The 26,086-nt window shown below is 70.2% G+C and carries 26 protein-coding genes and 1 riboswitch; of the genes, 14 read left to right on the top strand and 12 right to left on the bottom strand.

The window, feature by feature from the left end; genetic code table 11:
• Positions 1-318: 318 nt before the first annotated feature.
• Entirely contained in the window at positions 319-960 is a 642-nt protein-coding gene (locus tag ACWDZ7_RS26820) for an IclR family transcriptional regulator (protein ID WP_451515554.1), read from the top strand.
• Between the two features lie 163 nt (positions 961-1,123).
• Positions 1,124-1,933, top strand: a complete 810-nt coding sequence (locus ACWDZ7_RS26815) for a S16 family serine protease (RefSeq protein WP_451800431.1) — start codon at positions 1,124-1,126, stop codon at positions 1,931-1,933.
• Between the two features lie 38 nt (positions 1,934-1,971).
• Here the strand turns inward: ACWDZ7_RS26815 and ACWDZ7_RS26810 are convergent, their stop codons facing one another.
• From ACWDZ7_RS26810 to ACWDZ7_RS26790, 5 genes are read right to left on the bottom strand one after another with little or no spacing between them, the layout of a single operon-like run.
• On the bottom strand, positions 1,972-2,940 hold the full coding sequence (locus ACWDZ7_RS26810; RefSeq protein WP_451800429.1) for a glycine betaine ABC transporter substrate-binding protein: 969 nt from the start codon (positions 2,938-2,940) through the stop codon (positions 1,972-1,974).
• Entirely contained in the window at positions 2,937-3,791 is an 855-nt protein-coding gene (locus ACWDZ7_RS26805) for an ABC transporter permease (RefSeq protein ID WP_451800428.1), read from the bottom strand. The genes ACWDZ7_RS26810 and ACWDZ7_RS26805 overlap by 4 nt, the downstream gene beginning before the upstream one ends.
• Positions 3,788-5,095 (bottom strand): betaine/proline/choline family ABC transporter ATP-binding protein, encoded by a 1,308-nt coding sequence (locus ACWDZ7_RS26800; RefSeq protein WP_451800426.1) that lies wholly within the window; start codon positions 5,093-5,095, stop codon positions 3,788-3,790. Before ACWDZ7_RS26800 ends, ACWDZ7_RS26805 begins: the two co-directional genes overlap by 4 nt.
• Positions 5,088-5,735, bottom strand: coding sequence for an ABC transporter permease (locus ACWDZ7_RS26795; protein ID WP_451800546.1), 648 nt, complete (start codon positions 5,733-5,735; stop codon positions 5,088-5,090). Before ACWDZ7_RS26795 ends, ACWDZ7_RS26800 begins: the two co-directional genes overlap by 8 nt.
• Positions 5,736-5,780: 45 nt before the next feature.
• Positions 5,781-6,251 carry an Lrp/AsnC family transcriptional regulator gene (locus ACWDZ7_RS26790; protein ID WP_030794967.1) on the bottom strand — a complete coding sequence of 157 codons (471 nt, stop codon included), beginning with the start codon at positions 6,249-6,251 and terminating at the stop codon, positions 5,781-5,783.
• 121 nt (positions 6,252-6,372) lie between these two features.
• Between ACWDZ7_RS26790 and hppD the strand changes: the two genes are divergently transcribed.
• Complete coding sequence (gene hppD / locus ACWDZ7_RS26785; protein WP_451800425.1) at positions 6,373-7,521, top strand: 4-hydroxyphenylpyruvate dioxygenase; 1,149 nt, start codon at positions 6,373-6,375, stop codon at positions 7,519-7,521.
• A 112-nt stretch (positions 7,522-7,633) separates the two neighbouring features.
• Here hppD and ACWDZ7_RS26780 read toward each other — a convergent pair whose 3' ends face one another.
• Both ACWDZ7_RS26780 and ACWDZ7_RS26775 read right to left on the bottom strand, forming a co-directional pair.
• A complete protein-coding gene (locus ACWDZ7_RS26780; protein WP_451800424.1) occupies positions 7,634-8,521 on the bottom strand; it encodes an alpha/beta hydrolase fold domain-containing protein in 888 nt (295 codons plus the stop codon).
• Positions 8,518-9,075, bottom strand: a complete 558-nt coding sequence (locus ACWDZ7_RS26775; protein ID WP_451515562.1) for a quercetin 2,3-dioxygenase — start codon at positions 9,073-9,075, stop codon at positions 8,518-8,520. Before ACWDZ7_RS26775 ends, ACWDZ7_RS26780 begins: the two co-directional genes overlap by 4 nt.
• Before the next feature lie 95 nt (positions 9,076-9,170).
• Here ACWDZ7_RS26775 and ACWDZ7_RS26770 point away from each other — a divergent pair, with 95 nt between their 5' ends.
• Positions 9,171-9,641 (top strand): MarR family winged helix-turn-helix transcriptional regulator, encoded by a 471-nt coding sequence (locus tag ACWDZ7_RS26770; RefSeq protein WP_451800423.1) that lies wholly within the window; start codon positions 9,171-9,173, stop codon positions 9,639-9,641.
• On the opposite strand, the gene ACWDZ7_RS26765 is transcribed toward ACWDZ7_RS26770, so the two are convergent.
• On the bottom strand, positions 9,627-11,270 hold the full coding sequence (locus tag ACWDZ7_RS26765) for a tetratricopeptide repeat protein (protein WP_451800421.1): 1,644 nt from the start codon (positions 11,268-11,270) through the stop codon (positions 9,627-9,629). The two genes, ACWDZ7_RS26770 and ACWDZ7_RS26765, sit on opposite strands and share 15 nt — an antisense overlap.
• 98 nt (positions 11,271-11,368) lie before the next feature.
• Here ACWDZ7_RS26765 and ACWDZ7_RS26760 point away from each other — a divergent pair, with 98 nt between their 5' ends.
• Positions 11,369-12,739, top strand: coding sequence for an FAD-binding oxidoreductase (locus ACWDZ7_RS26760; RefSeq protein WP_451800419.1), 1,371 nt, complete (start codon positions 11,369-11,371; stop codon positions 12,737-12,739).
• Positions 12,740-12,818: 79 nt separating this feature from the next.
• Here the strand turns inward: ACWDZ7_RS26760 and ACWDZ7_RS26755 are convergent, their stop codons facing one another.
• Positions 12,819-13,304 (bottom strand): SsgA family sporulation/cell division regulator, encoded by a 486-nt coding sequence (locus tag ACWDZ7_RS26755; protein WP_451800417.1) that lies wholly within the window; start codon positions 13,302-13,304, stop codon positions 12,819-12,821.
• Between the two features lie 286 nt (positions 13,305-13,590).
• Between ACWDZ7_RS26755 and ACWDZ7_RS26750 the strand changes: the two genes are divergently transcribed.
• Together ACWDZ7_RS26750 and ACWDZ7_RS26745 are read left to right on the top strand one after the other, a co-directional pair.
• Positions 13,591-15,093 carry an RDD family protein gene (locus ACWDZ7_RS26750; protein WP_451800415.1) on the top strand — a complete coding sequence of 501 codons (1,503 nt, stop codon included), beginning with the start codon at positions 13,591-13,593 and terminating at the stop codon, positions 15,091-15,093.
• A gap of 104 nt (positions 15,094-15,197) precedes the next feature.
• Positions 15,198-15,950 (top strand): RDD family protein, encoded by a 753-nt coding sequence (locus tag ACWDZ7_RS26745; protein ID WP_451800414.1) that lies wholly within the window; start codon positions 15,198-15,200, stop codon positions 15,948-15,950.
• Positions 15,951-15,962: 12 nt separating this feature from the next.
• Here the strand turns inward: ACWDZ7_RS26745 and ACWDZ7_RS26740 are convergent, their stop codons facing one another.
• Positions 15,963-16,244, bottom strand: a complete 282-nt coding sequence (locus tag ACWDZ7_RS26740; protein WP_451800413.1) for a hypothetical protein — start codon at positions 16,242-16,244, stop codon at positions 15,963-15,965.
• A 516-nt stretch (positions 16,245-16,760) separates the two neighbouring features.
• On the opposite strand from ACWDZ7_RS26740, the gene ACWDZ7_RS26735 reads away from it, so the two are divergent.
• Positions 16,761-19,181 (top strand): immune inhibitor A domain-containing protein, encoded by a 2,421-nt coding sequence (locus tag ACWDZ7_RS26735; protein ID WP_451800411.1) that lies wholly within the window; start codon positions 16,761-16,763, stop codon positions 19,179-19,181.
• Positions 19,182-19,292: 111 nt separating this feature from the next.
• The gene (locus tag ACWDZ7_RS26730) at positions 19,293-19,607 is read left to right on the top strand and encodes a hypothetical protein (RefSeq protein WP_451800409.1); all 315 of its coding nucleotides are present in this window, start codon (positions 19,293-19,295) and stop codon (positions 19,605-19,607) included.
• Positions 19,608-19,613: 6 nt separating this feature from the next.
• Here the strand turns inward: ACWDZ7_RS26730 and ACWDZ7_RS26725 are convergent, their stop codons facing one another.
• Both ACWDZ7_RS26725 and ACWDZ7_RS26720 read right to left on the bottom strand, forming a co-directional pair.
• On the bottom strand, positions 19,614-20,198 hold the full coding sequence (locus ACWDZ7_RS26725; protein WP_451800408.1) for an isochorismatase family protein: 585 nt from the start codon (positions 20,196-20,198) through the stop codon (positions 19,614-19,616).
• 64 nt (positions 20,199-20,262) lie between these two features.
• The gene (locus tag ACWDZ7_RS26720) at positions 20,263-21,591 is read right to left on the bottom strand and encodes a nicotinate phosphoribosyltransferase (RefSeq protein WP_451800406.1); all 1,329 of its coding nucleotides are present in this window, start codon (positions 21,589-21,591) and stop codon (positions 20,263-20,265) included.
• A gap of 79 nt (positions 21,592-21,670) precedes the next feature.
• Here ACWDZ7_RS26720 and clpS point away from each other — a divergent pair, with 79 nt between their 5' ends.
• From clpS to ACWDZ7_RS26695, 5 genes are all read left to right on the top strand, one after another.
• On the top strand, positions 21,671-21,985 hold the full coding sequence (gene clpS / locus ACWDZ7_RS26715) for an ATP-dependent Clp protease adapter ClpS (RefSeq protein ID WP_451515574.1): 315 nt from the start codon (positions 21,671-21,673) through the stop codon (positions 21,983-21,985).
• Between the two features lie 30 nt (positions 21,986-22,015).
• On the top strand, positions 22,016-22,621 hold the full coding sequence (locus ACWDZ7_RS26710) for a DUF2017 domain-containing protein (RefSeq protein WP_451800405.1): 606 nt from the start codon (positions 22,016-22,018) through the stop codon (positions 22,619-22,621).
• A 300-nt stretch (positions 22,622-22,921) separates the two neighbouring features.
• Positions 22,922-24,430 (top strand): amino acid permease, encoded by a 1,509-nt coding sequence (locus ACWDZ7_RS26705; protein WP_451800403.1) that lies wholly within the window; start codon positions 22,922-22,924, stop codon positions 24,428-24,430.
• An 89-nt stretch (positions 24,431-24,519) separates the two neighbouring features.
• A complete protein-coding gene (locus ACWDZ7_RS26700; protein ID WP_451800402.1) occupies positions 24,520-24,942 on the top strand; it encodes a Mov34/MPN/PAD-1 family protein in 423 nt (140 codons plus the stop codon).
• A gap of 7 nt (positions 24,943-24,949) precedes the next feature.
• Positions 24,950-25,069: riboswitch (cobalamin riboswitch) on the top strand.
• Positions 25,070-25,113: 44 nt separating this feature from the next.
• Complete coding sequence (locus tag ACWDZ7_RS26695; RefSeq protein WP_451800400.1) at positions 25,114-26,076, top strand: ABC transporter substrate-binding protein; 963 nt, start codon at positions 25,114-25,116, stop codon at positions 26,074-26,076.
• Positions 26,077-26,086 lie beyond the last annotated feature (10 nt).

Raw genomic sequence — 26,086 nt, 5'->3', positions numbered from 1 at the left:
GGAGCGTGACGCAGGACCGTGACGCTCCAAGTGCGGGGAGTGTGTGCGAAGGTCGTGCACACGTCTTCCCTCCCGGCCCCCGCGTAACGGGGCAAGTGGGGGCGCTCGGGACGCCTCCCTGCCCGGATTCTGGACGGAGTCTTCCGCTCAGCGGGACGGCCTCGCTACTGTCCCCGCAACGCACACGCCCCGTGGCAGCGCCGCCGCGGAGCGCAGCCGGTGTTCCGACCGGCGGCCTCTGACGCGCGTCGCCCACGGGACCGGCGGCGCAACCGCCGCGTAAGGGGGCCGCCGACCCTCACTTAAGGAGTGGGCGTCGTGACCGCGGAGACATCCCAGACGCTGGACCGAGGACTGCGTGTCCTCAAGCTGCTGGCCGACACCGACCATGGACTCACGGTCACCGAGCTGTCGAACAAGCTCGGCGTGAACCGGACCGTGGTGTACCGCCTGCTCGCCACGCTCGAACAGCACTCCCTCGTACGACGGGACCTGGGCGGCCGGGCCCGCGTCGGCCTCGGCGTGCTGCGCCTGGGCCGCCAGGTGCACCCGCTGGTGCGCGAGGCCGCGCTGCCGGCGCTGCGGTCGCTCGCCGAGGACATAGGGGCGACGGCACATCTGACCCTCGTCGACGGCACGGAGGCCCTCGCGGTCGCCGTGGTCGAGCCGACGTGGACGGACTACCACGTCGCCTACCGCACCGGCTTCCGTCACCCCCTGGACCGGGGCGCCGCGGGCCGCGCCATCCTCGCCGCCCGCCAGAACCTGGTGACCGACCCCGGCTACGCGCTCACCCACGGCGAACTGGAAGCGGGCGCGAGCGGAGCCGCCGCCCCGCTGGTCGGGGTGACCGGCATAGAGGGCAGCGTGGGAGTGGTGATGCTGGCGGACTCGGTGCCGGAGCGGGTGGGGCCGCGGGTGGTGGACGCGGCACGGGAGGTCGCCGACGCGTTGCGCTGAGGCCGCGCGGGCGAGCGGTCCCGTTTCTGGTACCGCACATCGCCGGCTGCGCCGGGCTTGTCCTCGAACGCCGGACAGGCTGAGAACCATCCGCCGGTTGCGCCGGGCTTGTCCTCGAACGCCGGACGGGCTTGGAACTGTCGCCTCACGTTAGATTGATCCCGTGGTCTTCTCCCTCTCTCGTTTCACGCGCCCCCAGGCCCTCGCCGTCTGCGCCCTGCCCGTGGCGGCCCTGCTCGCCGTGGCGGGGCTTGCGCCGTTGCCGTTTGCCGTGGCGCAGCCAGGCGGGACGGCGAACGTGCTGGGCAAGCACGAGGGGAAGCCGGTCCTCACCATCACCGGCGCGCCCACCCGCGACACGAGAGGCGCGCTGCGCATGACGACGATCGTCGCGACGGGACCGCAGATGGACGTGCGGCTCGGTGACGTGATCGACGGCTGGTTCCGAACAGACCGCGCGGTGATGCCGAAGGACTCGGTCTACCCGACCGGCGACAACGTCAAGGAAGTCCAGAAGCACAACCTCGGCGACATGAGGAAGTCGCAGGACGAGGCCACGAAGGCGGCGCTGCGCTACCTCAAGGCGAACGGCGTGGACAACACCGACAAGGTGGACGTCCAGGCCGACCTCGGCAAGATCGGCGGCCCCAGCGCGGGCCTGTTCCTGTCGCTCGGCATCATCGACAAGCTGGACGGCGACGGCAGCGGCAACGACCTCACGGGCGGCCGCGACATCGCGGGCACCGGCACGATCACGGCCTCCGGCAAAGTGGGCCCGGTCGGCGGCGTCGCCCTGAAGACCCAGGCGGCACGCCGCGACGGAGCGACGGTCTTCCTGGTCCCGAGGGCAGAGTGCGCGGACGCCAAGGAAGAACTCCCGAAGGGCCTGCGCCTGATCCCCGTCACCACACTGCCGCAAACGGTCGACGCGCTGCGGGCCCTGAACAAGGGTGAGAACGTCCCGAGCTGCTGACCGGGCGACCGGGCCGCAGCCCCGCGCCGACACCGCCGCTACTCCTTGACGAACCCCTCCTCGATCAGCCACTTCTTCGCCACCGTGTGCGGGTCCTGGCCGTCCACGTCCACCTTTGAGTTCAGGTCCCGCGCCACCGTGTTGTTCAGCTTCGCCGTGATGGGGGCCAGGATCTCCGCCATTTCTGGGTGCTTCTTCAGCGAGTCGCTGTTGATCTCCGGGGCCGCGTTGTAGTTGGGGAAGAAGCGCTTGTCGTCCTCCATCACCGTGAGGTGCATCGCCTTGATGCGGCCGTCGGTCGTGAAGACCTCGCCGTAGGTGCACGACCCCTTGGACGCCTGCGTGTAGATGATGCCGGTGTCCATCTTGGTGATGTTGGCGGACGGGACGCTCATCCCGTACTCCTTCTGCATGCCCGGCAGACCGTCCTCGCGGGACGCGAACTCGCTCTCCACGCAGAGCGTGACCGCCTTCGGGTCGGACTTGGAGAGGGCCGCCACCTCCGAGAGGGTCTTTGTTTTGTAGTTCGCCGCGTTCTTCTCGTTCGTCGCCAGCGCGTACGTGTTGTTGAGCGTCGCCGGTGGCAGCCACGTGATGCCGTTCTTCAGGTCCGCGTCGCGCACCGCCTCCCACTGCTTCTGCGGGTCGTCGATGGGCTCCGAGTTGCCCTGGTACGTGATCCAGGCCGTGCCCGTGTACTCGTACATGGCATCCGCGTCGCCGCCCTTGACCGCCTCCCGCGCGCCGATCGAGCCCTGGATGCCGGTGCGGTCGAGCACGTCCGCGCCCGCCGCCTCGAAGGCGATGCCCATGATCGCGCCGAGGATCAGCTGCTCCGTGAACTCCTTGGACGTGACCGTGAGGTCGGCGCCCTTGAGGGGCAGGCCCCGGCCGATGGAGCCCGGCTTGACGTCGTCCACCATCGGGCTGCCGCTGGTCAGGCCGCAGCTCACCAGCAGGGCGCCGGCCAGCACGGCGAGAGCCGACGTGCGTGCGGTGACTCTCATGACCGCACCTCCAGTCCGCGCGGACGCAGGACCAGTTCGGCCAGTGAGGCCAGCCAGTCCACCAGGAGCGCCAGCGTGATCGTCAGGATCGAGCCGAGCATCAGGACCGGCATGCGCTGGTTGGTCATCCCGGTCGTGATCAGGTCACCGAGGCCGCCGCCCCCGCCGAACGTGGCGAGCGTCGCCGTGCCGACGTTCAGGACGAGGGCAGTCCGTACACCCGCGAGGATCAGGGGGACGGCCAGTGGGAGTTCGATCTTCGCCAGGACGCCCAGCGGCGACATGCCGATGCCCCGCGCCGCTTCGAGCAGCGTCGGGTCGTTCCCCTTCAGGCCCGCGATCGTGTTGGACAGGACCGGCAGGACCGCGTAGACGATGATGCCGATCAGGGCCGCCCTCTCGCCGATGCCCAGCCAGATCACCAGCAGCGCGAGCAGACCGATCGCCGGTGTCGCCTGGCCGATGTTGGCCAGTGCCATCGCGGCCGGCGCCGCCCTCCGCAGCCTCCCGCGAGTCAGCAGGATGCCGAGCGGGATGGCGATGATCAGGACGAAGAAGGTGGAGATGGCGGTGAGTTCGATGTGCTGGCGGAGCCGCAGCCCCACGTTTCCGTTCGCCAGCGCGTTCCTGGAGATCGAGTCCAGGTCGGCCTGCCGGAACCACCACCACGTCAGCAGCAGGATCACCGCGAGGACGACCGGCAGGAACGTGACCTTCTGCCACGTGACCCGGCGCGGCTGCCGCTGGACCGCCGGTGGCGGCGCAGCCTCCAGTTCGGCCTCGCCGCCGTCACGGAAGGCGAGCCCCTTGACCTCGTGCTCACCTTCGGGACGGCGCTCCGTCGGCCTCATGCCTTCGCCGCCCCTCCGGGATCCGCGTAGCCCGCGCCCTCCTGCTCCATGTGCGTCAACTGCGCCCGCTGTTCGACGAGTTCATGCTGGTTCTCGATCGCGTCGAGGCGGTCCGCCTCCAGCATCTCGTGCACGGAGTTCATCAGCGTCTCCATGTCGACGACGCCCGTGTACTCGCCGCGCCGCCCGGTCACCGCGACCCGCCCCGCGTTGTCGGTGAGCACCGCTTCGAGCGCGTCCCGCAGCGTGGCGTCGCGGGTCACCGTGTCGTGGACGAGGGTGCCCGCGCGGGCCAGCGAGCCCCTGGCGCGCATCAGGTCACCGCGGCGCAGCCACTTGTAGGGACGGCCGCGCTTGTCGAGCAGCAGCAGTTCGTTGACACCGCCCCCGCGGAGCTTGTCGAAGATCTTCTGGAGCGGGTCGTCGACGGTCACCGTCGGGATGTCGGCGATCTCCACATCCCGTACGCGGGTGAGGTTCAGGCGCTTGAGCGCCGCCCCCGCGCCCACGAAGCCCGACACGAAGTCGTCGGCGGGGTTGGTGAGGATCGCCTCGGGCGTGTCGAACTGCGCGATGTGCGAGCGTTCCCGCAGCACGGCGATACGGTCCCCGAGCTTGATCGCCTCGTCGAAGTCGTGCGTGACGAAGACGATGGTCTTGTGCAGCTCGCGCTGGAGCCGGATCAGCTCGTCCTGGAGGTGGTCGCGGGTGATCGGGTCGACGGCGCCGAACGGCTCGTCCATGAGGAGGACGGGCGGGTCGGCCGCCAACGCCCGCGCGACGCCGACGCGTTGCTGCTGGCCGCCGGAGAGCTGACGCGGATAGCGGCCGTGGAACTCGCCCGGGTCCAGGCCGACCAGGTCGAGCATCTCCTCCACCCTCGACCTGATCCGCGCCTTTCCCCAGCCGATCATCTTCGGTACGAGAGCCACGTTCTGGGCGACCGTCATGTGCGGGAAGAGGCCGGACGACTGGATGGCGTAACCGACCTTGCGGCGCAGCTTCACCGGGTCGATGTCGGTGACGTCCTCGCCGTTGATGCGGATGCGGCCGCTGGTCGGCTCGATGAGGCGGTTGATCATCTTCAGGGTCGTCGACTTGCCGCACCCGGACGGGCCGACGAAGATCACGGTCTCGCCCGCCTTGATCTCCATGCTGACGCTGTCCACGGCCGGCTCGTGGCTGCCCGGGTAGCGCTTGGTGAGGTGCTCCAGCTCGATCGTCGCCCCGGAGGTGGCGGTCCCGGGCGGTTCGGTGGCCCCGGACGCTTCGGTGGCCCCAGACGAATCGGTGGTCTCAGACACGGATACCCCTCGGAATCGTGAGCCGGCCGATCAGGACGTACGCGGCGTCGAAGAGCAGCGCCAGGACGATGATGCCCAGCGTGCCCGCCAGCACTTGGTTGAGCGCGTTCTTGGAGCCGAGCGAGCCGATGCCCCGGAAGATCTCGTTGCCGAGGCCGGGCCCGGACGCGTACGCCGCGATGGCGGCGATGCCCATCAGCATCTGGGTGGAGACCCGGATGCCGGTCAGGATCGGCGGCCAGGCGATCGGCAGCTCCACCCGCAGGAGCCGGGCGATCCTGGACATCCCGATGCCCTTCGCCGCGTCGACGAGCGAGGGGTCGACGCCGCGCAGGCCGACGATGGCGTTGCGCACGATCGGGAGCAGGCCGTAGAGGGTCAGCGCGATGACGGTCGGCGCGACGCCGAGCCCGACGACCGGGATCAGCAGACCGATCATGGCGAGCGAGGGGACGGTCAGGATGGTGGAGGTGACGGTCGTCGCCAGATTGCCCGCCCAGTCGCTGCGGTAGGTGAGGACGCCGATCAGTACGCCGATGACGGTCGCCACGACCATGCACTGGAAGACGGCGCTGGCGTGTTGGTACGTGTCCGACAGCAACTGCTGGTGACGGTTGCCGAGGTAGTCCCAGAAATTCACTGAAGTGCTCACCTCGCCTTTCCGAAGTGCTCAATGGTCGTCGACTCAAGGATCTTCGGACGCCTGTTCCACAAGCGGGATGATCCGCAGCGGAACGGGGTTCTCCATCACGATCGCCGTGGAGGCCCGGACGATGCCATCAAAACCCACCACCCGGTCGATCACCCGCTGGAGATCGGCGTTCGACCGGGCCACGAGGCGGCAGAGCATGTCACCGTGGCCGGTGATGGTGTGCAGTTCGAGCACCTCGGCGACGGTCGCCAAGTGGGCCCGTACGTCCGCGCCCTGGCCCTGTTTGATCTCCAGCGTCGCGAACGCCGTGACGGGGTAGCCGAGCGCCGCCGGATCGACCTCCGGGCCGAACCCCCGGATGACTCCATTTGACTGAAGCCGGTCCATCCGCGCCTGCACCGTGCCGCGCGCGACTCCGAGCCTGCGGGACGCCTCAAGAACCCCGATACGCGGCTCGCGCGCCAGCAGCACGATGAGTCTCCCGTCCAGATGATCGATCGCCATGCGGCCTCCAGGATGGTCATGATGTACAGATAGCCCGCTCGGTCCGGCCATCCGCTGGTCAGATTGACCACTGAAAACGCCAACTATTGCGCACCTTGCTGTTCGGCGGGAGCCTCAAGCCATGACTGAGACCACCACCCACACCACTCCGAACACCGCGCGCGAGGCCGATCCCTTCCCGGTGAAGGGAATGGACGCGGTCGTCTTCGCCGTGGGCAACGCCAAGCAGGCCGCGCACTACTACTCCACCGCCTTCGGAATGAAGCTCGTGGCCTACTCCGGACCGGAGAACGGCAGCCGCGAGACCGCCGGTTACGTGCTCTCGAACGGCGCCGCCCGCTTCGTCCTCACCTCCGTCATCAAGGCCTCCACCGACCGGGGCCACTTCATCGCCTCCCACGTGGCCGAGCACGGCGACGGCGTCGTCGACCTCGCCATCGAGGTGCCGGACGCGCGTGCCGCGTACGCGTACGCCGTCGAGCACGGCGCGCGCGGGATCACCGAGCCGTACGAGGAGAAGGACGAGAACGGCAAGGTCGTCCTCGCCGCCATCGCCACCTACGGCCAGACCCGCCACACGCTGGTGGAGCGCGTCGACTACGACGGTCCTTATCTGCCCGGTTTCACCGCCGCGAAGCCGATCGTCGAGCCGCCGGCCAAGCGGACCTTCCAGGCGATCGACCACTGCGTCGGCAACGTCGAACTCGGCAAGATGAACGAGTGGGTCGGCTTCTACAACAAGGTCATGGGCTTCACGAACATGAAGGAGTTCGTGGGCGACGACATCGCCACCGAGTACAGCGCGCTCATGTCGAAGGTGGTGGCCGACGGGACGCTGAAGGTGAAGTTCCCGATCAACGAGCCCGCCATCGCGAAGAAGAAGTCGCAGATCGACGAGTACCTGGAGTTCTACGGCGGCGCGGGCGTCCAGCACATCGCGCTCGCCACGAACGACATCGTGGAGTCCGTACGCACCATGCGCGCGGCCGGGGTCCAGTTCCTGGACACGCCCGACTCGTACTACGACACGCTCGGCGAGTGGGCCGGCGAGACGCGCGTACCCGTGGAGATCCTGCGCGAGCTGAAGATCCTCGTCGACCGCGACGAGGACGGCTACCTCCTGCAGATCTTCACCAAGCCGGTCCAGGACCGGCCGACCGTGTTCTTCGAGATGATCGAGCGGCACGGGTCGATGGGCTTCGGCAAGGGCAACTTCAAGGCGCTGTTCGAGGCGATCGAGCGGGAGCAGGAGAAGCGGGGCAATCTCTAGGCACCGTTGATCGCGGGCTGCGCCCAGCTCGTCCTCAAGCGCCGGACGGGTTGAAGTCCGTGATCGGTCGCCGGACAGGCTCACGTGTCACCGCCTGTCCGGCGGCCGGGCTCTATCGCCTCGTACAGTCGCGTACGAAGTCCAGTGAGCGCAGGAAGATCTCCTCGACCTCCGCATCCGGCAGGCCGTGCCAGCCGTGGTCCGCGCCCGGGACCGTCCGCAGTTCCGCCGAGGTCCCCGACCCTTGCAGCGCGGCCGCCAGGGACGCGCTGTGCGAGTGGTCCACCATGGTGTCCGCGTCGCCGTGCGCCAGCAGGAACGGCGGCGCCCCCGAGGCGACCTGGGCCAGTGGGCTGGCGGACCCGGCCCGCTCGGGGACGGACGCCGGGGCCGCGCCGAGCAGGAGCGCCTCGGGAGTGGCGGGGTCCTCGGGGGTGAAGTGGCCCCGGGGAGTGGTGAAGTCGCTTGGGCCGTACCAGATCACCGCACCGGCCAGGGGCGGCTCGGCCGGGCCCAGCGCGAGGAGCGAGGCCAGGTGGCCGCCCGCCGACTCGCCCCACACCACGGTCCGCCCGGCGTCGACGCCGAGTTCCGGGCCGCGCAGGGTGAGCCAGCGCAGCGCGGCCCGTACGTCGTCCAGCGGGGCGGGGAAGACGGCCTCGCCGCTGAGCCGGTAGTCGACGCAGGCGACGGCGACACCGGCGGCCGCGATACGGGCGAACGGGCCCGGGGACCAGTGCCGGGTGCGCATGCCCATGTCGTCGCGGCGGCCCTGGAGCCAGGCGCCACCGTGCAGGAACAGCACCAGCGGGGCCGGGTCGGCCGCCGGAGCGGTCCCGGGCAGCCACAGGTCCAGCTCCAGGGGGCGGCTGCCCATGGCCTGCTGATAGGGCACGCCGCGCAGTTCCCGTACGCCGGGCTCGCGCGGGGCCGGGGGCGGCAGGGGGGCCACGTCCGGGTGGGGCGCGGCGATCAGCCGGCGCAGCGAGGGGCCGGTCACCGGGTCCGCCACTGGTGGTCGGGCAGGAAGTTCACGTCGTACTGCTGGGGCACGGTTCCGAACTTGTGGGGCTCGGGTATGAGCGGCCGGTGCGGCAGGCCGTGCTGTTCCGTGGGCGCGCCGAGGTTCTCGAAGAACCGCTCGAAGGTGCCGCCGGGGCCCGCGGCGACGCCGACGACCTGGCTGTGGTGGCGCTCCATGCGGTAGGCGTGCGTGCAGTTCTTCGGTACGAAGCCGAAGTCGCCCGGGGTGAGCAGCTTCTCCTGCTGGATGCCCTCGGTGTCCTCGACGAAGAGGCGGACGGCGCCCTGGGTGACGTAGAAGACCTCGTGAGTGTCGGCGTGCATGTGGGCGGGGATGAGGTCGCCCTTGGGGCCCTCTACGGTGAAGAAGTTGAAGGAGTTCTCGGTCTGCTCGCCGCCGGCGTAGACGGTGACCAGGTCGCCGAAGAGGTGGGCGCGGTCTCCCTCGCCCTTCTCGATGAAGTACGGCTTGCTCGGGTCCGCGGGGATGCGGGACGCGGGTCGGTAGCGAGTGGCGTACTCGATGGTCATGGAATCCTCCGTGAATGTCGGACCGTCGGAATGTCAGGCAGCCTGACATTAAGAGTACCGGTGAGCAAGCCGGTGAGCGCATCTGTGAGGAAAAAATGTCGTCCACCCAGCGCGATCTGCGCGATCTGCCCCAACTCCTCGGCGAGGCGCGCCGCTGGTTCGAAGAGGGCCTCTTCGCGGCCATGGCCGCCGCCGGTGCGACGCCGGTGTCCCCGACGCAGGTGCAGCTCTGCTCCGTCCTGGACGACGAGGGCACCACGGTCTCCGAACTGGCGCGGCGCATGGGCGTCACCCGGCAGACCGCGCACCAGGCCGTGCACGGCCTGGTCGCCGTCGGCATCCTCGAACAGGCCCCCGACCCCGCCTCCGCCCGTCAGCGGCTCATCCGCCGCACCAGCGCCGGGGAACAGGCCCACGGCCAGGCCAGGGCCGCCCTCGCCCGCCTTGAGGAACAGCTCGCCGAACGCATCGGCAAGGACCTCGCCGACACCCTGCGGACGGCCCTGGAGGCCCCGTGGGGGCCGCCGCCCGCCCCTGACCCGGTTCCGGACTCAGCGGCGCGGTGAGCCCGTGCGCACCGGACCCGTCCGCGCCCACGGCCGCCGAGGCGAACTGGTGGCCGCACGGCGCGGTGTCGTCCGGCGGGGTGTGGCCTGGCGCCGCGTGGAGCTGCGGGGCGTCGCCTGGCGGGGGCCCGGCCGCTGTGCGGACGGCCGGCGCGGGGCCGCCGCCGGTGCGGGGGGCTCCGGGGTCGGCTCGTACATCTGTGCCGGGCCGCCCTCCGGGGGCTCGCCCAGCGACTCCAGGGCCTTCTTCGCCGCGGGCACGCCCAGCGGGGAGAAGAACGGGTTGATCCGCATGGCCTCACCGATGTGCCGCCGCGCCGCCCCGTAGCGGCCGAGCCGGCGCTCGATCTCGCCCCGGTGGTAGGCGAAGAGCGCGCTGCGCGGGCCCTTCTCCATCGCCTTCGTGACGAGCTTCAGGCCCTCCTCGCCGTCCCCGGAACGGTGCAGCGCCCAGCCCAGCGCGTCCGCCGTCTCCGGGCTGCCGTGCCGCTTGTACTCCGCCCTCAGCCGCTCCACCGCCGCCTCCGCGTCCCCGTGGTCCGCCTCGAAGAGGCCGAGGACGCGTTCGTTGTTGACGCCGCCCGTGCCCTCCTGCTTCACCAGGGCCCGCAGCACGTCGTACTGGGCGCGCGCGGCGGGCCGCAGCCTCAGCGCGTCGTACAGCTCGCCCAGCTCAAGGGCGTACTCCGGCAGCGGCTGCCTGGTGAGCGCCGAGCGGTAGGCGTGCAGCGCCTCCGAGGTGCGGCCGAGCGCCGCGAGCGCCCGGCCCCGGCCCGCCAGCGACGCGTGGTGGTCGGGGTCGGCGGCGAGCGCCGCGTCATAGTGGCGCAGCGCCTGCGCAGGCTCGCCCCGCTCCCACGCCAGCTCCCCGACGCGGTGCAGACACGCGGCCTTCTCCACGGGAGCGTCGGCGAGCGCCACCGCGTCGCTGAGGGCGGCGTCGGCGTCCTCGTGCCAGCCGCGGTCGCGGTAGACCTGCCCGGCGCGCGCCCTGACCACGGCGCCCGAGCCCAGCTTCTTGAGGGACTCCAGCGCCTTGCCGACCGCCTTGGCGTCGCCGAGCCCGGTGTACGCGTCGATCAGCACGGGATACGCCGTCCACCGCTTCGGCGCCTGCCGGACCGCCCGCTCGCCCCACATGCGGGCCGCGCGGAAGTCGTGCCGGGCGTTGGCGAGGGCGGCAAGGCCCGTCAGCGCCTCCGCATTGCCCTCGGGCCGCACCTTGAGCGACGTACGCAGCGCCTGCTCGGCCTTCGGGTAGTACGCGAAGTCGGCGGTGCGCGCGCCCCGCGCCACATACGCCGAGCCGAGCACCGCCCAGGAGTGGTCGTCGCCGGGGTGCGCCCGCAGATACGTCTCGCGCTCCCCGATGAGCGCCGCCAGATCCGGCAGCGAGGCCGGCGCCCCCGACCCCACGGCCGCCAGCGCGCGCCCCGCGGGCCCCAGCGCGGGCGGCTTCGCGGCCCCGCGGTCCATCGGCACCAGCACGTAGGCGGCGCCGAGCACCACGGCCCCCGCCACGGAGGCGACCAGGGCACGCTTCGCCGAACGCCTCACGGAGGACTTGGCGGGCGGCTCCATGAGGGACGTGGAAGGCGTCAGGGGAGACCTCGACCGGTAAGGCTTCATGACGCTCACTGTGCGTCAATATGAAGAGCACATCCCGGCACGGCGAACGGCGTCGCACACGGGTTCACACCGATGGCCCCGGATGCGAGGCTGTGATCATGAGCCGCACCCTCATCGAACGCCTTCAGGAGGGCGTCCCGGCCGAGGCGGTTCTCACCGACCCGGACGTCACCTCCTCGTACTCCCACGACATGGCGAGCTTCTGCGACGCGGGGGCCCCCGCCGTCGTGGTCCTGCCGCGCACCGTCGAGCAGGTCCAGCACGTCATGCGCACGGCCACCGAGCTGCGCGTCCCGGTGGTGCCGCAGGGCGCCCGCACGGGCCTGTCCGGCGCCGCGAACGCCAGCGAGGGCTGCATCGTGCTGTCCCTCGTCAAGATGGACCGCATCCTGGAGATCAGCCCCGTCGACCGGATCGCGGTCGTCGAGCCGGGCGTCGTCAACGCCGCGCTCTCCCGCGCCGTGGGCGAGCACGGCCTGTACTACCCGCCCGATCCCTCCAGTTGGGAGATGTGCACCATCGGCGGGAACATCGGCACCGCCTCCGGCGGCCTGTGCTGCGTGAAGTACGGGGTCACCGCCGAGTACGTCCTCGGGCTCGACGTCGTCCTCGCCGACGGGCGGCTGATGAGCACCGGCCGCCGCACGGCCAAGGGCGTCGCGGGTTACGACCTCACGCGTCTGTTCGTCGGCTCGGAGGGCAGCCTCGGCATCGTCGTCCGCGCCGTCCTCGCGCTCAGGCCCCGGCCGCCCCGACAGCTCGTGCTGGCCGCCGAGTTCGGCTCGTCCAAGGACGCCTGTGACGCCGTATGCAAGATCATGGAGGGCGGACACGTCCCGTCCCTGCTCGAACTGATGGACCGTACGACCATCAAGGCCGTGAACGCGCTGGCGAACATGGGGCTGCCCGAGACCACCGAGGCGCTCCTGTTCGCCGCCTTCGACACCCCGGACCCGACGGCCGACCTGGCCGCCGTCGGCGCGCTCTGCGAGGCCGCGGGCGCCACCCAGGTGGTCCCGGCCGAGGGCGCCGCCGAGTCGGAACTCCTGCTCCAGGCGAGGCGGTTGTCCCTCACCGCGCTCGAAGCCGTCAAGGGCACCACGATGATCGACGACGTGTGCGTGCCGCGCTCCAAGCTCGCGGACATGCTCGACGGCGTCGAGCGCATCGGCGAGAAGTACGGCCTGACCATCGGGGTCTGCGCGCACGCGGGCGACGGCAACACCCACCCCACCGTCTGCTTCGACGCGGCGGACCCCGACGAGGGCCGGCGCGCCCGCGACTCCTTCGACGAGATCATGGCCCTCGGCCTCGAACTCGGCGGCACCATCACCGGCGAGCACGGCGTCGGGGTCCTGAAGAAGGAGTGGCTGGCACGCGAGATCGGCCCCGTGGGAGTGGAGATGCAGCGGGCCGTCAAGGCGGCCTTCGACCCGCACTCACTCCTCAACCCGGGCAAGCTGTTCTGAGACCCGGGCGAACCGTTCCGAGATCCGGGCAAGCTGCCCCGAGATCCGGGCGAACTGCCCCGAGATCCGGGCAAGCTGCTCACTCACCGTCCTTGGACTCGTCCGAGGGCCACGGGTCGCGCAGCCACAGCTCGTCCACACGGCCACGGCCCGAAGCGGGTGCGAGCAGCTCGGCGAGGCCGTCGTCGATGCCGAGCCGCTCGCCCTCAGAGCCCGGAGGGACCACCCGCAGCGTGCGCTCCAGCCAGGCGGACACGGCGGCCGCCGGTGCTTCGAGGAGGGCGTCGCCGTCCGGCGAGCTGAGCGCCATCATGACGACGCCGCGGCCGTCCACCTTCGTCGGCCAGACCCGTACGTCGCCGTGGCCGCAGGGCCTGAACACCCCCTCCACCAGGAGTTCGCGGGCGAACGTCCAGTGCACGGGGTGCTCGGAGCCGATGTGGAAGGCGATGTGGATGGCGTAGGGATCGTCGGTGCGGTAGGTGAGGCGGGCCGGGACGGGGACGATCCGTTCCGGTGAGAGGACGAGTTTGAGCTCCAGCTCGCGTTCCACCACGGAGTGCATGTCGGGTGCTTCCTTTCGTCGCGGGGCCCTTGGGGGCGGACCCGTACGAGTGGAGAGCGCGTGGTCGCCGGAGCATTACGCGGGTTCGTCAATTTTTCTTCGGACGACTTCGGATGACTTCGGACGGCTGCGGAGAGCGGGCCGGGAGGGGCGTGGGGCTCGCGGGGAAAGTGTGGGGAGCGTGCCCGGAAAGTGGTCCGTAGGGCGGGAGACGCCCGGTGGGACACGGAGGTCTGATAGATGTGGAGCCCCAAAAAGACCCCCGAGCAGATACGGGACGACGGACATGAGCGCCCCAACTCCGGCCCCAGGCGACGACAGGCCCCGCGAAGGCTATTACCCCGACCCGTCCATTCCCGGATATGTCCGGTACTGGAACGGTGCCGCCTGGGTGCCCGGTACGAGCCGTCCCGCGCCGTCCGACGGCGAACCTCTGCCGGCCCCTCCTGGCGTGAGCGCGGGTGCGGGTGCGGGTGCCGCTGTGGTGCCCGCCGTGGAGGAGACCGGCCCGCACTTCTTCGACGAGGACCCGGCGGCCGACCAGCACGGCGCCATGCCCGAGCCCGCCTCCGCCTGGCAGGCCGACGCCAACCGGCAGTCCGGCCTCGGCGGCGAGCAGGAGCGCCGGATCTCGTGGGGCGCCCCGGACCAGGCCGACCCGCGCGTGCCCGCGGCGGCGCCCGAGCCGCCGTCGCGGGACGAGAGCAACCCCGGCACGGTCACCATCCGCGCCGTCAAGCCGGGCGCGTCCACGCCGGCCGCCGGCGAGGGCACAGTGACGTTCCGCCGCCCGACGGCCCCGGTGAACCCCGCAGACGGCAGCGCGCCCACCCCCACCCCGCCCCCCGCCCCCTCGCCCGTCACCGACGGCACCATGTCGATCCGCGCGATCCGGCCGGGACCGGGCCAGCGGGACGGCCGCACCGCCGCCGAGCACCCCTCCGTACCCCCGCAGGCACCCGCCCCCGCGCAGACGCAGACCCCCGCCCCACAGCAGGCCCCCGCATCGCGACAGGCCCTTCTGCCCCAGCAGTCCCAGCGGGCCCAGCACTCAAAACAGCCCTCGCCGAGCGCCGCGTTTCCGCCGAGCGCCGCGTCCACGCCGAGCGCCGCGCCCCCGCAGGACGGCGGCGCCCCGGCGCCCGTCGCCGCCGGGGCCGGTGGCGGTTCGGCCTCCTGGGCGCAGCAGGTTCACCAGCTGGCGTCCGGCGCCCCCGCGTCGGCCCAGCAGGGCGAGGGGCAGCCCGTCGTGCCGTGGAAGCCGGTGGCCAGCGACCCGTTCCTCGCGGTCGCGCAGGCCCAGGCGTCGGCCCGGCCCGCCGGGCTCGGCAGGCGCTTCGCGGCGCGGCTCATCGACACGGTCGTCCTCGTCGCGGTCACCGGAGCGGCGGCCCTGCCGCTCGGCACCAAGGCCGCCGACCACGTCGACAGCAAGATCGACGCGGCGAAGCTCTCCGGCGAGAAGACCACGGTCTGGCTGCTCGACGGCACCACCGCGGGCTACCTCGGCATCATCCTCGCCGTCCTCCTCCTCTTCGGCGTCGTGTACGAGGCGCTGCCCACCGCCAAGTGGGGCCGCACGCTCGGCAAGAAGGTGTGCGGCATCGAGGTGCGGGACATCGGGGAGCACGAGGCGCCGACGTTCGGGGCGGCGCTGCGGCGCTGGCTCGTCTACAGCGTGCCGGGGCTCCTGGTGATCGGCGTCGTCGGCGTGCTGTGGTGCCTCTTCGACAGGCCGTGGCGGCAGTGCTGGCACGACAAGGCGGCGGGCACGTTCGTGGCGGGATGAGCGTCCGTACGTAGGGCGCGGTCCGAGGCGTACGCACGGCGTCGGGTAACCCGGTCAGCCGCTCGCCGGATGCGCGGCCGGGACCCTCACGGTCGACTCGGGCCATGAGCACCGAACCGCCGCAAGACCCGCCGCCGGACGACGACCCGTTCAAGAAGCAGTCCCCGGGGGAGCCCCCGCGGGGCGGCGGGTCGCCGTACGACACTCCGCCACCGGGCGGCGGCGCCCCCTACGGGAGCACGCCCCCGGGCCCCGGCGGCGGCTCCCCCTACGGCGTTCCGCCCCCGCCCGAAGGCGGCGACCCCTACGAGGGTGGGGGCGGCGGACCCTACGGCGGCGGCGGACCCTACGGGGGCGGCGGCCCTTACGGCGGCGGTCCGGGCGGTTACGGCGGGCAGGACCCCCTCGCCGGTATGCCACCGCTCGCCGACAGCGCCAAGCGCGTCCTCGCCCGCGTCATTGACATGATCCTCGTCGGCATCGTCGTCTGGCTGCTGTCCTGGCTGTTCAACACGGCCGAGTACGACGTCGACCCGGACGAGGTGAACAGGGGCAGGTCGTTCGGCCAGTCGCTGCTGGCCGCCGTGCTCTACATCGCGTACGACACCTTCATGATCTCCAGGACCGGGCAGACGCTCGGCAAGAAGTGGCTCGGGATGCGGGTCGCGAACCTCAACGACGGTGCCACGCCGAGCATGCAGACCGCACTCGCCCGCGCCGCCGTCCTCTGGCTGCCGTTCGCCTTCTGCTGCGCCTGCGTCTGGACGGCGATCTGCGGCGGCTGGAGCTTCTTCGACAGGCCCTACAGACAGGGCCTGCACGACAAGGCCGCGAAGACGGTGGTGGTCAGTGTCTAGGTCATGTCCGCCTCACGGGCCCGCCGGTTCGCTCACGGACTCGGCGAGCAGTCCGCGCTGAGCGGGAACGCGTCCCGGAGAGACGGGAGAGAGGGGAGAGGCGGGCGCGGCGGGCGCCATGGGTTTGGGGGCGGGGACCGTCATCGCGACCAGTATGCCGAGGCCGAGCGCGGCGACGGCTATCACCGCGACGCCGACCCCGGAACCGGTCCGGGAGAGCAGCAGCATGGCGAGGGTGGAGAAGACGACGGTCACCGAACCGTAGGCGATCTGTGCGGTGGTCGGACGTGGCATGGGACGAGGCATGACGTGATCCGTCCTCGGCAGTGATCCCCCCACACGCTTTGTGGCGATGGGGGCGGATGCGGATGTGTGTACGGCTGTCTGCGCGGATGTCTGCACGGATGTATACGAATCAAAGGGGGCTCGACGGCAGCGACTTGGGATGTGCCGCCTCGCGCGGTAGCGCACCGTCGATTGACTCTATGACGCTGCATGCCCGACGGGAACGGGCGGTAAGCGTGACCTAACCCACGGTGCCGGAGCACAGGGGGCGCACGGGTTCATGGCGTCCATGAAGTGGACGGCGCGGCGCGCCCGTTGGCCTGCCCCGTGGACGAGTGCCCCGTGTCCGCATAGCGGATGCGGAGGTCGCATAGTGCACTTGGCCTGTGCAAGTCAAGGACTGTCTTTTCTCCCGTACTTCCGGTCGAATGTCGTCACTTGTGACGCGTACATCGCGCGCGGACCTCCTCCGACCGGGATATCGGTCCGCCATTCGCGCGGGCGCGTGGGGAGGACATTCATCAAGTGACAGCCAGAACACGCACGTTCAGAGCCACGGCGGTGGCTGTGGCGGTGGCCGCGGCCGCCGCCACGTACTCGGCGACCACGGCCACGGCCGCGCCGGGGGACGGGGCACCGGGCGGGGCACCCGCCATCGACCGGCAGGACCCGTCGCGCCCGAAGGCGCACGTCGACCACGACCTCGACGGTCCGTTCAGCAAGCAGCAGGCGCAGCAGCGCAAGGCGGCCCTCCAGCAGGTCGTCGCGGGCGACGCCAAGGTCCAGAAGCGGGGCGGCTCGCAGGTCGTCAAGCTCGACGACAAGAAGTACGTCGAGCTGGGCCGCGAGAAGACCGACAAGATCTTCACGATCCTGGTGGAGTTCGGGAGCAAGGTCGACGACACGACCATGTACGACCCGGACGGCCCCGAGGGCCCGCAGGAGCCCGTCAAGAAGTACGGGGGCAAGCCCGGCCCGCTGCACAACAAGATAGCCAAGCCCGACCGGGCGAAGGACAACAGCACGGCCTGGCAGGCGGATTACAACCGCAAGCACTTCAAGGACCTGTACTTCGGCGAGGGCAAGGACAGCAAGGGCAAGGCCAAGCACTCGCTGAAGACCTACTACGAGAAGACCTCCTCGGGCCGTTACTCGGTCGACGGCACGGTCTCCGACTGGGTCAAGGTCGACTACAACGAGGCCCGCTACGGCTCGAACTACTGCGGCGACACCAACTGCGCCAACGTCTGGGACGCGGTCAAGGACGGCGTGACCGCCTGGACCAAGGACCAGAAGGCCCAGGGCCGCACGGACGCGCAGATCAAGGCGGACCTGGCCAAGTACGACATCTGGGACCGCTACGACTTCGACAACGACGGCGACTTCAACGAGTCCGACGGCTACATCGACCACTTCCAGATCGTCCACGCGGGCGAGGACGAGTCGGCCGGCGGCGGCGCCGAGGGCGAGAACGCCCTGTGGGCGCACCGCTGGTACGCGTACGGCAACGACGCGGGCAGGACCGGCCCCGGCAACAACAAGGCCGGCGGCACCCAGATCGGCGACTCGGGCATCTGGGTCGGCGACTACACGATGCAGCCGGAGAACGGCGGCCTCGGCGTCTTCGCCCACGAGTACGGCCACGACCTCGGTCTGCCGGACCTGTACGACACCACGGGCAAGGGCGAGAACTCGGTCGGCTTCTGGTCGCTGATGTCCGCCGGTTCCTGGCTCGGCACCGGCAAGGACTCGATCGGTGACCTGCCGGGCGACATGACCGCCTGGGACAAGTTCCAGCTGGGCTGGCTCGACTACGCCAAGGCCAAGGCGGCCACGACCTCCGAGCACAAGCTGGGCGTCGCGGAGTACAACACCCGCCACCGCCAGGCGCTCCTCGTCGACCTGCCGAAGAAGGCCGTCACCACCAAGATAGTGAAGCCCGCCGAGGGCGCCAAGCAGTGGTGGAGCGACCAGGGCGACGACCTGAAGAACACCCTCACGCGCTCCGTCGACCTGACCGGCAAGGCCAAGGCCGAGCTGTCGCTCCAGGGCTGGTGGGACATCGAGGCCAACTACGACTACCTCTACACCGAGGTGTCCACGGACGGCGGCGCGAACTACACGCCGGTCGACGGCACCGCCGACGGCAGGCCGATCACCCGCGACGCCGGTGACAAGCCCGCGCTGACCGGTGCCTCCGGCGCGTACAAGAAGCTGGTCTTCCCGCTCGACGCCTACGCGGGCAAGAAGATCGACGTCCGCTTCCGCTACGCCACGGACGGCGGCGCGGGCGGCAAGGGCTTCGCGGCCGACGCCCTCGCGATCACCGCGGACGGCACCAAGCTCTTCGAGGACGGCGCCGAGGGCGACGACAACGGCTGGACGTCGAAGGGCTTCTCGCGCATCGCCGAGTCCTTCACCAAGAAGTACGACCAGTACTACCTCGCCGAGAACCGCCAGTACGTCTCGTACGACAAGACCCTGAAGGTCGGCCCGTACAACTTCGGCTTCTCGCAGTCCCGCCCCGACTGGGTCGAGCACTACCCGTACCAGACCGGTCTGATGGTCTGGCAGTGGGACACCTCCCAGAAGGACAACAACACCAGCGCGCACCCCGGCGAGGGCCTGATCCTCCCGGTCGACGCGCACGCCAAGCCGCTGAAGTGGAAGGACGGCTCGCTCCTGCGCAACAAGATCCAGCCGTTCGACGCGCCGTTCAGCAAGTACGCGACGGACAAGTTCACGCTCCACAACGCGGACGTCGCGCTGAAGCTGAAGTCCCAGAAGGGCGTCCCGGTCTTCGACGACCACAAGGGCACCTACTGGTACAAGGAGAACCCCACCGGAAGCGTCAAGGTCACTGACACCAACACGCAGATCAAGATCCTGAAGCAGCCGAAGGACGGCTCCTCGATCACGGTCCAGGTGGCTCCCTCGAAGAAGTAATTAGCGTTTCCGCAGGTCAAGCCATGATCGGTCGTCGTCCTCTAGCGGGCGGCGGCCGATCGTGTTTAGGTGCGTGCTGAGTACTTCTTATTGACGGGGGTGTGAGCCGGCATGTCCGCAGGAGGCTTCTGCAAGCTGCCGAGCGGCAGCGTGGTGGTGGCACTGACCCTGCCGAGCCCGTGGCCGGCCGGGGGCTCGGTCAGGGTGATAGCGCACGCCGTGAACCGCGCGAGGGCGCTGACGCGGGTGCGGAACCTCGGCCTGCGGGCGGTGTACCTGCGGGGCAACGCGGAGCCGCCCACGCCGGACGAGGTCACGGCGGTACTGCACCATCCGGACGGCTTGATATGGCGTACGGCACCGGATGACGTACGGGAGCTGTGGCATCCGATACGGGCGCTCAGGAGACAGAGCGCCGCCGGCTGAGCCGTGTCAGACGACGGGCTTCCCGGTCAGCTCCACCCCGGCCGAGCGCAACTCGGCCATGGCGGCCTCGGTGGTCGCCTCAGCGACCCCGGCGGTCAGCTCCAGCAGCACAGTCGCCCCGAACCCCTCCCGCACCGCGTCCATCGCGGTAGCGCGAACGCAGTGGTCCGTGGCGATGCCGACCACATCGACCTCCGTGATCTCCCGCTCCCGCAGCCACCGCGCCAGCGAGACCCCGTTCTCGTCGACGCCCTCGAAGCCGCTGTACGCGGCCGAGTACGCCCCCTTGTCGAAGACGGCGTCGATGGCCCCGGAGGCGACGGCGGGAGCGAAGTTCGGGTGGAAGCCCACCCCCTCCGTCCCCGCCACGCAGTGCGGCGGCCAGGAGTCGACGTAGTCCGGATGGTCGGAGAAGTGGTCACCAGGGTCGACATGGTGGTCCCGCGTGGCCACGACGTGGCGGTAGCACGCCGGGGCCTGGCCGATCAGCTCGGTGACGGCGGCGGCCACGTCCGCGCCTCCTGCGACCGCGAGGCTGCCGCCCTCGCAGAAGTCGTTCTGCACGTCTACGACGATCAGTGCGCGGCGCATGGGCTGTCCTTCTGTGGGGTGACTACGAGCCTAGAGACTGCGGGGGTCCCGCGTGAAGAGGGGATCAGACGTACTCCGTGGGGATGACCGCCTCGCCGCGCGACAGCTGCGTCGCCGAGAGGGGCAGCCCGGCGCGCGCGGCGGCGTGCCGGTCGCGGACCGCGTCCAGCGGCTCGCGGGCGACGACCTGGCCGCCCTTGACCAGCTCGACCAGAAGCTGCCGGTCGGCCAGCTCGGCCGGCACGGGGCCGGTGCCGATGACCTCGGCCTCGGCGACGCCGTGCTCGTCGGTCCGCCGCGCGGCCCACTTGCGGCCGCCGACGGAGCTCTTGGCGCCCAGCGACTTCTTCGCCACGGGCTCCAGGGGCGCCTTGGGGTCCGCCGAGTGGGCGCGGGCCACCAGCTTGTAGACCATCGAGGCGGTGGGGTGCCCGGAGCCGGTGACGAGCTGCGTGCCGACGCCGTACGCGTCCACGGGCGCCGCCCGCAGCGAGGCGATGGCGTACTCGTCGAGGTCGGAGGTCACGACGATCTTCGTCGTGGTGGCGCCCAGCTCGTCCAGCTGCTGACGCACCCGGTGGGCGACGAGCAGCAGGTCACCGGAGTCGATGCGGACGGCGCCCAGCTCGGGCCCGGCGATCTCGACGGCGAGCCGGACGGCCTCGGTGACGTCGTAGGTGTCCACGAGGAGGGTCGTGCCGCGGCCGAGCGAGTCGACCTGGGCGCGGAAGGCGTCGCGTTCGGTGTCGTGCAGCAGGGTGAAGGCGTGGGCGCTGGTGCCGACGGTCGGGATGCCGTAGCGGAAGCCGGCGGCCAGGTCCGACGTGGTGGCGAAGCCGCCGACGTACGCGGCGCGGGAGGCGGCGACGGCGGCCAGCTCGTGGGTGCGGCGGGCGCCCATCTCGATCAGCGGGCGCTCCCCGGCGGCCGAGGACATCCGGGAGGCGGCCGCCGCGATGGCCGAGTCGTGGTTGAGGATGGAGAGGATCACGGTCTCCAGGAGCACGCACTCCGCGAAGGCGCCCTCGACCCGCAGGATCGGCGAGCCGGGGAAGTACACCTCGCCCTCGGGGTAGCCCCAGATGTCGCCGCTGAAGCGGTAGCCGGACAGCCATTCGAGGGTGGCCTCGTCGACGATGGAGCGCTCGCGCAGGAAGCCGAGGACGCCGGCGTCGAAGCGGAAGTTCTCGACGGCGTCCAGGACCCGGCCGGTGCCCGCCACGACTCCGTAGCGCCGCCCCTCGGGCAGTCTGCGGGAGAAGACCTCGAAGACCGAACGCCGCTCGCCCGTACCGGCTTTCAGCGCGGCCTGGAGCATCGTCAGCTCGTACTGGTCCGTGAAGAGCGCTGTCGACGGAACATCCACCGGCAGGCCAAGGTCCGCTGTGTTCATGCCGAGAATGCTACCCCGCATCTCGTCACTCTGACGATTTCGTGGCCCGTTTGTGCGAGTGGCCCTCGGGGGTGGCAGCATGGGGCACGTGAGTACGGCTCCCGCAGAGATCACCCGCCCGGAATCCGACGAGGAGACGTTCGTCGTCCCCGAGCCGGACGTCCCCTGGATCACGCTCGTGCACAACGACCCGGTCAACCTCATGAGCTATGTGACGTACGTGTTCCAGACGTACTTCGGGTACTCGAAGGACAAGGCGACCAAGCTGATGATGGACGTGCACCAGAAAGGCCGCGCGGTCGTGTCCAGCGGCACCCGCGAGGAGATGGAGCGCGACGTGCAGGCCATGCACGGGTACGGGCTGTGGGCCACCCTTCAGCAGGACCGCAAGTAGCGGGACGGACCGGAAGCAGCGACGCATCTGATGCCAGGACAATTCGAACCGATCCCCGGGGGCGGCGCCGCCGTCGCGCTCGACGAGGTCGAGATCTCGATCATCCGTTCCCTCGCCGTGCAGCTCCTGGAGCTGATCGGTCCGGGCCCCGGTGGCGAGCCCTCCGACGACCCCCTGGCGGAGCTGTTCGCCGAGGGCCCGAGCGAGCCGCCCGCCGACCCTGTGATGCAGCGGCTGCTGCCGGACGCGTACGGCGGCCCCGGCAGTGAGACCGGGGACGTCGGACACGAGGAGGAGCTGCGGGCGTATTCGGCCGAGTTCCGCCGGTTCACGGAGAACGACCTGCGGGCGAAGAAGCGTGACGACGCGCTGGCCGTGATCCGTTCGCTCGACTCGACGGCGTCCTCCGGCGAGGGCGGAGCTGTCCTGAAACTGTCGGTCGAGGAGTGCCGGCACTGGCTCGGCTCCCTCAACGACCTGCGGCTCGCGATCGGCACGCGCCTGGAAGTCACCGAGGAGGACGACGCCGATCTGCTCTACCGGCTCCCCGACTCCGACCCCCGCAAGCCGATGGTGATGGCCTACCTCTGGCTGGGCGGATTGCAGGAGACGCTGGTCGGGACGTTGCTGGACTGAGTCCCGATCAGCGGACGCTCAAATCCGGATAACGATCCTGTCACTTCATTGCCCACGTTTGCCACGCGAAGAGAACTTTGTCCGCTTCTTGCTGTGGTGTGCGCCACAGGTGGCTGATTCCCCCACTGTTGCCGCCGTGATAAATCTTCACGACCACTCGGTGACGCCACCCATGTCGCCGAGGGCGCTCGGGCCGGCAGACCGCCGGTAGCACTCCATACATATCCGGGGGGATCAGGACCTGATCCGCAGCCATCACGCGGTGAGCGGGCGCGGATCAGCATGGAGAAAGGCGTCACCATGACCTCAGTGCAGGTCGAAGAGCAGCACGACGGGCACGACGGCAATGGTGCCGTGCAGGCCGCGGGCGGCCCGTCCGGCGAGGGCGAGGGCTACCAGCGCGGTCTGGGGGCCCGGCAGATCCAGATGATCGCGATCGGCGGTGCCATCGGCACCGGCCTGTTCCTCGGCGCGGGCAAGGCCATTCACAAGGCCGGCCCCAGCCTCATCCTGGCGTACGCCATCGCGGGCCTCGTCATCTTCTTCATCATGCGGGCGCTCGGCGAGCTCCTCATGTACCGCCCCGTGTCGGGCTCCTTCTCGGAGTACGCACGCGAGTTCATGGGCCCGTTCTTCGGATTCGTGACCGGCTGGACGTACTGGCTCTTCTGGGTCGTCACCGGCATCACGGAAGTCACAGCGGCCGCCCAGTACATGCAGTACTGGACACACGACTCATTCCCACAATGGGCGTACGCGCTCGTCTTCACGGTCATCCTGTACGGCGCGAACCTCATCTCCGTGAAGCTCTTCGGTGAGCTGGAGTTCTGGTTCTCGATGGTCAAGGTCACCGCCATCATCGGCATGATCCTGATCTGCGTCGGCATCCTCACCATCGGCTTCTCCGACGCCGGTGACACCGCGACCGTGGCGCACCTGTGGAACCAGGGCGGGTTCTTCCCCAACGGCATCGGCTCCACGCTGATGACGCTCCAGATCGTGATGTTCGCCTTCCTCGCCGTCGAGCTGGTCGGCGTCACCGCGGGCGAGTCCAAGGACCCGAAGACCGTCCTGCCCAAGGCCATCAACACCGTGCCGTGGCGCATCGCCGTCTTCTACGTCGGCGCGCTGATCATGATCCTCTCGGTCGTGCCGTGGACGCACTTCCAGCCCGGCGTCTCGCCGTTCGTCGCGGCCTTCGAGAAGATGGGTCTCGGCGTCGGCGCCGCGATCGTGAACTTCGTGGTCCTCACCGCCGCGCTCTCCTCCTGCAACTCGGGCATGTACTCCACCGGCCGCATGCTGCGTGACCTGGCGCTCAACGGCCAGGGCCCGAAGTTCTTCACCAAGCTCACGAAGAACGGCCTGCCGCTGATCGGCACCACGGCCTCCGCCGCGTTCATGCTGGTCGGCGTCTGGATCAACTACCAGTGGCCGGGCGAGGCGTTCAACTACGTCGTCTCCTTCGCGACCATCTCCGGCATGTGGGCCTGGATCATGATCCTGGCCTGCCAGATCCGCTACCGCCGCAAGGCCGACCGCGGCGAGCTGCCGCAGTCCACCTTCAAGGCGCCCGGAGCCCCGTACACCAGCTGGTTCGCGCTGCTGTTCATCGGCATGGTCATCGTGATGATGGGCGTCGACAAGGACGCGCGTGTCTCGCTGTACGCCGCTCCGGTCTGGGCCGCGATCCTCGGGGTCTCCTACCTGATCCTCAAGAGCCGCGACCCGCAGGCCGCCGCGTTCAACAAGCGCAAGTACGCCGCTGCCGCCGTCGCCTCCGACAGCGAGCAGGCCGAGAAGGACTGACGCCGACCCCTCGGGGTACCTGTCCAGCATTCGGGCCCGCCCGTACCACACTTCGGTACGGTGCGGGCCCTCTGCTTATCCTGACTGCCATGCTGACCATCACCCAGGCCCTCCACGACCAGATCGTCGCGCACGCGCGCCAGGACCACCCCGACGAGGCATGCGGCGTGGTCGCGGGCCCGGCGGGCACCGGCCGCCCCGAGCGGTTCATCCCCATGCTGAACGCCGCTCGCTCGCCCACCTTCTACGAGTTCGACTCGGGTGACCTGCTCAAGCTCTACCGCGAGATGGACGACCGCGACGAGGAGCCGGTGGTCATCTACCACTCGCACACCGCGACCGAGGCCTACCCCTCCCGCACCGACATCACATACGCCAACGAGCCCGGCGCCCACTACGTCCTGGTCTCCACCGCGGACACCGATGACGCGGGCCCCTTCCAGTTCCGCTCGTACCGCATCGTGGACGGCGAGGTCACCGAGGAAGAGGTGCGGGTGGTCGGGGCATACTGACCCCCGACCACCTTCCAGGGCGGCAGGAGCCAGGAAGCCGGTGCGAACCCGGCACGGTCCCGCCACTGTGACCCCACCCCACACCGGGGCGGGGGAGTCAGGAACTGACCTGCCGCCCTTCTCCACACCACGCAGGGGACGCGGAAATCCCCTGGAGGAGGCAGACCCGCCATGTCCCGCCCCGTACGCGCCCTCGTCGCGACCACCTTGCTGATCCCGCTCGCCGCATGCTCCACCTCACCCGGCGACGACTCCGGGAAGCCCGCCGCCAAGGCCGCCGGATTCCCGTACACCGTCACCAACTGCGGCGTGAAGACGACGTACGAGGCACCCCCGAAACGCGCCGTCACCATGAACCAGCACGTCACCGAGGTGATGCTGGAACTGGGCCTGCGCGACCGCCTCGCCGGGACCGCCTACCTCGACGACAAGGTCCTGCCGAAGTACGAGAAGGCGTACAAGTCCGTCCCCGTGCTCGCCAAGGAGTACCCCTCCTACGAGAAGCTGCTGTCCGCCAACCCCGACTTCGTCTACGGCGGCTACGCCAGCGCCTTCCTCGCGGGCGACGGCCGCAGCCGCTCCGCGCTCGCCAAGTCCGGCATCGACAGCCGCCTCGACATCGAGGGCTGCGCGAAGCGCCCGGTCACGATGGACGACGTGTACCGCGAGGTGCGCGAGGTCGGCTCCACGTTCGGGGTGCGCGAACGCGCCGACACGTGGGTGAGCGGCGCGAAGCGTGAACTGGCCGCCACCGAGAAGAAGTCGAAGGCCAGGAAGCCGGTCCCGGTCTTCGTCTACGACAGCGGCGACAAGACGGCGTTCACGCTGGGCGGCCGGGGCATCGGCAACGACATCGTCGAGCGCGCGGGCGGCCGCAACGTCTTCGCCGACGTGGACAAGTCCTTCGGCGACGCGTCCTGGGAGACGGTCGTCGAGCGCCGGCCCGAGATCATCGTGATCCTGGACTACGGCGCCACGACGGTCGCCCAGAAGAAACAGCGCCTCCTCGACGACCCGGCCCTGGCAGACATCCCGGCCATCAAGCACAAGCGCTTCGCGGTGCTGCCGCTGTCGGACGCGGTGACGGGAGTAAGAGCACCCAAGGCGGTGGGAAAGCTGGCGGCACAGCTGTGAGGGGGCGTTG

Source organism: Streptomyces sp. NPDC003032, from assembly GCF_053591415.1.
Note: the sequence above shows the minus strand (reverse complement) of the source record. Positions and strands in the feature narration are given on the sequence as shown.

Excerpts from the sequence above, each read along its gene's own strand:
- ACWDZ7_RS26695 (WP_451800400.1), top strand. The coding sequence starts at position 25,114 with ATGTCCCGCCCCGTACGCGCCCTCGTCGCGACCACCTTGCTGATCCCG.
- hppD (WP_451800425.1), top strand. The coding sequence starts at position 6,373 with ATGACTGAGACCACCACCCACACCACTCCGAACACCGCGCGCGAGGCC.
- ACWDZ7_RS26770 (WP_451800423.1), top strand. The coding sequence starts at position 9,171 with ATGTCGTCCACCCAGCGCGATCTGCGCGATCTGCCCCAACTCCTCGGC.
- ACWDZ7_RS26805 (WP_451800428.1), bottom strand. The coding sequence starts at position 3,791 with ATGAGGCCGACGGAGCGCCGTCCCGAAGGTGAGCACGAGGTCAAGGGG.
- clpS (WP_451515574.1), top strand. The coding sequence starts at position 21,671 with ATGGGGCACGTGAGTACGGCTCCCGCAGAGATCACCCGCCCGGAATCC.
- ACWDZ7_RS26765 (WP_451800421.1), bottom strand. The coding sequence starts at position 11,270 with ATGAAGCCTTACCGGTCGAGGTCTCCCCTGACGCCTTCCACGTCCCTC.
- ACWDZ7_RS26730 (WP_451800409.1), top strand. The coding sequence starts at position 19,293 with ATGTCCGCAGGAGGCTTCTGCAAGCTGCCGAGCGGCAGCGTGGTGGTG.
- ACWDZ7_RS26710 (WP_451800405.1), top strand. The coding sequence starts at position 22,016 with ATGCCAGGACAATTCGAACCGATCCCCGGGGGCGGCGCCGCCGTCGCG.
- ACWDZ7_RS26700 (WP_451800402.1), top strand. The coding sequence starts at position 24,520 with ATGCTGACCATCACCCAGGCCCTCCACGACCAGATCGTCGCGCACGCG.
- ACWDZ7_RS26810 (WP_451800429.1), bottom strand. The coding sequence starts at position 2,940 with ATGAGAGTCACCGCACGCACGTCGGCTCTCGCCGTGCTGGCCGGCGCC.
- ACWDZ7_RS26745 (WP_451800414.1), top strand. The coding sequence starts at position 15,198 with ATGAGCACCGAACCGCCGCAAGACCCGCCGCCGGACGACGACCCGTTC.
- ACWDZ7_RS26750 (WP_451800415.1), top strand. The coding sequence starts at position 13,591 with ATGAGCGCCCCAACTCCGGCCCCAGGCGACGACAGGCCCCGCGAAGGC.
- ACWDZ7_RS26725 (WP_451800408.1), bottom strand. The coding sequence starts at position 20,198 with ATGCGCCGCGCACTGATCGTCGTAGACGTGCAGAACGACTTCTGCGAG.
- ACWDZ7_RS26705 (WP_451800403.1), top strand. The coding sequence starts at position 22,922 with ATGACCTCAGTGCAGGTCGAAGAGCAGCACGACGGGCACGACGGCAAT.
- ACWDZ7_RS26760 (WP_451800419.1), top strand. The coding sequence starts at position 11,369 with ATGAGCCGCACCCTCATCGAACGCCTTCAGGAGGGCGTCCCGGCCGAG.
- ACWDZ7_RS26720 (WP_451800406.1), bottom strand. The coding sequence starts at position 21,591 with ATGAACACAGCGGACCTTGGCCTGCCGGTGGATGTTCCGTCGACAGCG.
- ACWDZ7_RS26740 (WP_451800413.1), bottom strand. The coding sequence starts at position 16,244 with ATGCCACGTCCGACCACCGCACAGATCGCCTACGGTTCGGTGACCGTC.
- ACWDZ7_RS26755 (WP_451800417.1), bottom strand. The coding sequence starts at position 13,304 with ATGCACTCCGTGGTGGAACGCGAGCTGGAGCTCAAACTCGTCCTCTCA.
- ACWDZ7_RS26790 (WP_030794967.1), bottom strand. The coding sequence starts at position 6,251 with ATGGCGATCGATCATCTGGACGGGAGACTCATCGTGCTGCTGGCGCGC.
- ACWDZ7_RS26775 (WP_451515562.1), bottom strand. The coding sequence starts at position 9,075 with ATGACCATCGAGTACGCCACTCGCTACCGACCCGCGTCCCGCATCCCC.